Source organism: Amycolatopsis kentuckyensis (assembly GCF_002155975.1).
GTDB lineage: Bacteria > Actinomycetota > Actinomycetes > Mycobacteriales > Pseudonocardiaceae > Amycolatopsis > Amycolatopsis kentuckyensis.
Map to the genome: position 1 here is coordinate 1 of NZ_MUMI01000374.1, position 4,744 is coordinate 4,744.

Consider the following 4,744-nt stretch of genomic DNA (forward strand, 5'->3'; position numbering starts at 1 on the left):
CTTTCAGGTGCCGCGGCACCGGCCGCGAGGGCGCGGTCGGTGACCGGCGGAAGCCCGCGGTGACGTTGGTCAGGGCCTGGTCGTCGAAGATCAGCCGGGCGTCCGGGTGGTCGTTCGGCGGGAACCCCTCCGGGTCGTCGGGCAGCGGCAGCTGGAGCGCCGGCTTGTCCATCGCCACCGGCAGGTGCCCGATCGGGAACATGTGCACCAGGAACAGCGCGACAACGCTTCCCCGTTCCGTGCGCGGCGAGCCGAGCGGCGGCAACGGCACCGGCGAACCGGGGTTCGGCGGCGGGCCCGCGACCGGCGGCGGCCCGGCCACCGGGGGCGGGGGCAGCGGAGCCGGCGTCGGCGGTGGCGGCGGGGGCGGCGGCAGCTGGAACGGCGGTAGCAGCGGCGACACCGCGTGCGGCCAGGCCGCGGGGTTGCCCGAGTGCGGGGTCGGCGCCTCTTCGAAGGCGCCGGAATCCGCCAGGCCGTACCCGGGCAGCTGCACCGGCCCGGTGTCGAGGTCGGCCTCGACCGGTTCGGAGCCCGCCTCGGAAGGCTCGGTCACACCCATCCTCCGGCTCGGTCGGTGCCCGGTGGGCACACGCTGTTCGACGCGGCCGCGGCGCTGCCGGTCCCCCTTGATACCGCACCCCATCCCCCGGGGCGCGACGAGGTCAGTTTCTCCTTCGGGGGCTCCGGGTGGCGGAGCTCCCGGCCCGGGGCGCAGCCCCGGTCAGCACAGTGCGGCGACCACGCGGGACGGGCTCGGGCGGCCGAGCTGTCCCGCCATCCACGCGCTGGCCGCCACCAGCGCGTCCAAGTCGACGCCGGTGGCCACCCCGAGGCCCTCCAGCATCCACACCAGGTCTTCGGTCGCCAGGTTCCCGGTGGCCGATTCGGCGTACGGGCAGCCGCCGAGCCCGCCCGCCGAAGAGTCCACAGTCGACACTCCACATCGGAGCGCCGCGAGCGTGTTCGCGAGAGCCTGACCGTAGGTGTCGTGGAAGTGCACGGCCAAAGTACCGACATCGCCGAACAGCCCGATGAGCGTTTCGACCTGCCCGGCCGTCGCGACGCCGATGGTGTCGCCCAGGGAAAGCTGCGAGCACCCCATGTCCAGCAGGCGGCGGCCGGCGGCGGCGACCTGCTTCGCCGGCACGACGCCTTCCCACGGGTCGCCGAAGCACATCGAGAGGTACCCGCGCACGTCCAGGCCCGCTTCCCGGGCCCGGGTGACGACCGGCTCGAACATCGCGAACTGGTCGTCGAGCGAGGAGTTGAGGTTCTTGCGCGCGAACGTCTCCGTCGCGCTGGCGAAGATCGCGATGTGCTCGACGCCGGCTTCGAGGGCCCGGTCCAGGCCCTTCTCGTTCGGCACCAGCACCGGGTACCGGACGCCTTCGCGGCGGTCGAGCCGGGCCAGCAGCTGCTCGGCGTCGGCCAGCTGCGGCACCCACTTCGGGTGGACGAAGCTGGTGGCCTCCAGCGTGGTGAGCCCGGCGCCCGCGAGCCGGTCGAGGAACTCCAGCTTGACCTCGAGCGGGACGATCGCCTTCTCGTTCTGCAGCCCGTCCCGCGGGCCGACCTCCCAGATGGTGACCCGGTCCGGCAGGTCACCCGCCGAGGGGACCCGCTCGGGCAGGCCCAGTGCGCGCGTGCCCATCAGCGGCGTCTCTCGCCGCGCGGCGGGTGCCCGCCGCCTTGGGGCGGCAGGGGCGTGGTCTGCTGGGGCTGCTGCGGGGCGGCGCCCGGCCGGTAGTCGTCGTACGGGTTGTCGTTGACCTCGCGGTAGATGACCGTGTGCACCTTCTCCACGTGCGGGATGTCCTCGAAGCGCAGCGGTTCGTCGGACGCCGACTCGATGATGAGCGTGCCGCAGCCGAAGACCCGGTCGAGCAGGCCGTGCTCGAACTGGACGCTGTTGATCCGGCCCATCGGGATGTCGATGCCGGTGCGCTTGAGGACGCCTTCGCGGGCGATCAGCCGGTCGGTCGTCACGATGAAGTGGGTGGTCCGCCAGCGCACGAGCGGCGCCAGGAACAACCACACGACCAGCACGAGCGCGACGACCCCGATGGCGATCAGCCCGACCGAGTTCCACGGCGCCGCGGCGTCCTTGGCCAGGATCGCACCCCAGGTGCCCGCACCCAGGGTGACCAGCAGCGCGAGCGTCGGGAAGATCAGCATCTTGAAGTGCGGGTGACTGTGCACCACGACGTGCTCTTGCTCGCTGAGCAAATCGTCCGGATAAGCCACGGCGGACGCTCCCAAGGTCGGTGCGGCGGTGTCGTCTCACCGTACCGGCGAGCGAGGAGGCGGTGGGCGCAACACCCGAAGAATCAGGCCGGACGAACGTGGACCACGTCACCCGCGAAGACGGTGTGGCGCTGCCCGCCCGCCACGTCGACCTGCAGCTGGCCGGCGGCGTCGATGTCGGCGGCCCGCCCGGTCAGCGCCGTGCCGTCCGGCAGCTGCACCTCGACGTCCTGGCCGAGTGTCGCGCAGTGGGCGCGGTAGTCGCCGAGCAGCCCGGCTTCGGTGAGGTCGCCGCCCGCGAGCCGCCAGCGCTGCTCGAGGTCGGCGAACCCGGTGAGCAGCGCGATCGCGACGTCGGTGCGGTCGGTGTTCGTGGCGCCCCGCTCGGCCAGCGACGTCGCGGGCAGCCCGCCCGGGCCCGGCTGGACGTCGCCGAGCGGCAGGACGTTGAGGCCGATGCCGAGCACGATCGACGGGGCGTCCCCGGCGACGGCTTCGGCGAGGATGCCGGCGCACTTGGCGCCGTCGACGAGGACGTCGTTGGGCCACTTGAGCACGGCGTCCACTCCGACGGACGCCGCGGCCGCCCGGACGGCGAGCCCGGCGACGACGGACAGTGAGCCGAGCACCGAGAAGGGGACCCCCGGCCGGAGGGCGACGCTCAGGTACAGCCCGGCGCCCTTCGGCGAACTCCACGAACGAGCCCGCCGGCCCACTCCCGCGGTCTGCTCCTCGGCGAGCAGGACGGTCCGGTCGGCAGCGCCGTCTTCGAGCGCTTTCCGCAGGTCAGCGTTGGTGGAACCGGTGCGCTCGACGACGTCGATCTTCGCGTAACGATCGTGGAGCGCCGCGGTGAGCCGGACAGCGTCGATCTCAGGCATGTGCCCACAATATGGGAGTCCCCCTAACGTGCAAGCTACTCAGTCGTTCACTAAGAGGTGTGCTCTTCTAAGTTGGAACCCGTGACGGCGAAGCAGACTTCGTGGGCCCGCGGCGCGGCGCTGCGCGGCCTGGTGGCGCTGCCGCTCGTCGCCGGGCTCGTCACGGCGGGCTGGCTCCTGGCCGACCGCTCGCCGGAACCCGCGGCCGCCCCGGCTCCCCCGCCGGTCGTGCGTGACGCGGCGACGGGCCCGTCGGTCCTCGAAGTCAGCGCACCGGTCAAGGCCCAGGAGCCGGGCCAGGGCGCGTCCGGCCAGGGCGGCAAGAGCCCGCTGCGGCAGTGGGCGGACCAGCTGGCCGGCCCCCTCGACATCCCCGCCGACGCGCTGGTCGGCTACGCGAACGGCGAACTCGCCCTGCGCGGCGAAGACCCCTCGTGCCACCTCTCGTGGGTCACCCTCGCCGGTGTCGGCTCGGCGGCGTCGAACCACGGCCGCGGCGGCGGCAACCTGCTGGGCCTCTCGGCGGCGCAGGCCAAGAAGTACGGCTCCGACGCGCCGGTCGCGGCCGGCCGGGCGCTGTGCGCGGGCGGCACGGACCTCGGCGCCGGCCCCGGCTGGTGGAAGGCGATCGCGGCGTACCACCCGGGCGACGGGACCGAGCTGTTCCGCCAGCGCGTGCTCGGCATGGCGCAGCTGTACGCCACACTGTCCCTCGACCCGGCGTCGGCGGACTCCCCGCGGGTCCGCGCGACCCGCTTCGCGCTCGGACAGCTGGGCCTCCCGTACGTCTGGGGCGGCAACGGCCCCGACGCGGGCGCGGCGGGCTTCGACTGCTCCGGCCTGACGAAGGCGTCGTACGACAGCGCGGGCGTCGCCCTGCCGCGGACGGCGGACAGCCAGTTCCGCGCGCTCCCGCCGGTGCCGGCCACGCAGGAGCCCCGCCTGGGCGACCTGGTGTTCTACGGCAGCCCGGCGACCCGCATCCACCACGTCGGCCTGTACCTCGGCAACGGCCTGATGATCAACGCGCCGACCGAGGGCCAGGCCATCCAGATCCACACGTACCACTCGAAGGGCGACGACTACGCGGGCGCGGGCCGCCCGGCCTGACGGCGCACCACCTCGGCGATCCAGACGGGCGCGAACGGCGAGGTGCAGCCCGGCGGCGTCGGGTAGTCCTTGAGCACCTCGAGGCGCTCCCCGATGGCGACGGCCCGGGCCCGGTGCCCGGCGTGCTCGATCCCGATCTGCGCCAGGCAGCTGTTCATCGCCCACTGCAAGCGGTCCGGTGCGGCCTTCAGGCCGGCTTCGATGACGTCGAGCAGGCCGTCGAGGTCGAGCCCCGCCGGTCGCTTGGCCACCCGTTCGGTGGTCAGCGCCCAGCCGGCGGCCGCGACCACCGGGTCCGGGTCGGCGAACCAGGCCAGGCGCAGCTCTTCGGCGTGCGGGCTCTTCTTCACCACGTAGTTCACGAGCCAGTCGAGCACCTTGGGGGTGCGGGCCTCGCGCACCATGGCGTCCAGTTCGTCGCGCTCGAACGCCTTCGGGCGGCAGATCAGGGTCGCCAGCAGCCTCGCGGCGGTGTCGCCCGTCGCCCAGAGCTCGCGCGCGAGCTC

5 protein-coding genes and 1 pseudogene are annotated in these 4,744 nt (G+C 73.6%); 1 reads left to right on the top strand and 5 read right to left on the bottom strand.

The features are described 5' to 3' along the window. From CCN39_RS32105 to CCN39_RS32120, 4 genes and pseudogenes are all read right to left on the bottom strand, one after another. Window positions 1-556 (bottom strand): annotated as a pseudogene (locus tag CCN39_RS32105) (TNT domain-containing protein); the annotation flags it as partial. Window positions 557-724: 168 nt separating this feature from the next. Then, a complete protein-coding gene (locus CCN39_RS32110) occupies window positions 725-1,654 on the bottom strand; it encodes a hydroxymethylglutaryl-CoA lyase (protein WP_086848387.1) in 930 nt (309 codons plus the stop codon). Then, entirely contained in the window at window positions 1,654-2,247 is a 594-nt protein-coding gene (locus tag CCN39_RS32115; protein ID WP_086848389.1) for a PH domain-containing protein, read from the bottom strand. Before CCN39_RS32115 ends, CCN39_RS32110 begins: the two co-directional genes overlap by 1 nt. A gap of 83 nt (window positions 2,248-2,330) precedes the next feature. Further along, entirely contained in the window at window positions 2,331-3,128 is a 798-nt protein-coding gene (locus CCN39_RS32120) for a biotin--[acetyl-CoA-carboxylase] ligase (RefSeq protein ID WP_086848391.1), read from the bottom strand. Between the two features lie 81 nt (window positions 3,129-3,209). Here CCN39_RS32120 and CCN39_RS32125 point away from each other — a divergent pair, with 81 nt between their 5' ends. Then, window positions 3,210-4,238, top strand: a complete 1,029-nt coding sequence (locus tag CCN39_RS32125; protein ID WP_086848393.1) for a C40 family peptidase — start codon at window positions 3,210-3,212, stop codon at window positions 4,236-4,238. Here the strand turns inward: CCN39_RS32125 and CCN39_RS32130 are convergent. Then, window positions 4,211-4,744, bottom strand: a 534-nt coding sequence (locus CCN39_RS32130; RefSeq protein WP_086848395.1) for a DNA alkylation repair protein, incomplete at its 5' end; no start/stop codon positions are given. The genes CCN39_RS32125 and CCN39_RS32130 overlap by 28 nt on opposite strands.

Coding starts and splice junctions, on each gene's coding strand:
- CCN39_RS32110 (WP_086848387.1), bottom strand. CDS start 1,654: ATGGGCACGCGCGCACTGGGCCTGCCCGAGCGGGTCCCCTCGGCGGGT.
- CCN39_RS32120 (WP_086848391.1), bottom strand. CDS start 3,128: ATGCCTGAGATCGACGCTGTCCGGCTCACCGCGGCGCTCCACGATCGT.